This is a genomic window from Pseudomonas sp. PNPG3 (genome assembly GCF_023093815.1).
Classification (GTDB): Bacteria; Pseudomonadota; Gammaproteobacteria; order Pseudomonadales; family Pseudomonadaceae; genus Aquipseudomonas; species Aquipseudomonas asiatica.
The window spans coordinates 1-281 of sequence record NZ_JALLKV010000182.1; the positions used below are offsets into that span (position 1 = coordinate 1).

The 281-nt window shown below is 69.0% G+C and carries 1 protein-coding gene; it reads right to left on the bottom strand.

The features are described from left to right. Window positions 1–281 (bottom strand): efflux RND transporter permease subunit (locus tag MJ643_RS30655; RefSeq protein ID WP_247727304.1); only part of this gene is annotated, 281 nt, incomplete at both ends.

Consider the following 281-nt stretch of genomic DNA (forward strand, 5'->3'; position numbering starts at 1 on the left):
GCCCAGCCAGACCGAGGCGCCGTCCTCGCCCGTGCGCAGAAGGATGCGCTGGAAATCCTCAACGCTGGTCAGCTGGCTTTGCGCGGTGATGGTCGCCGTGAACTGCTGGCCCGCGACCGAGGGCTGGCTGCCGAGCGACCCCACCGAGACGGTCGAGTTCTGTTCCGCCACCGCCGCCGTGATGTCCGACGGCGTCAGCTGGTATTGCGCAAGGCGCAGCGGATCGAGCCAGATCCGCATGGCGTAGCCCGAGCCGAAGATGTCGATGCCGCCCACGCCCG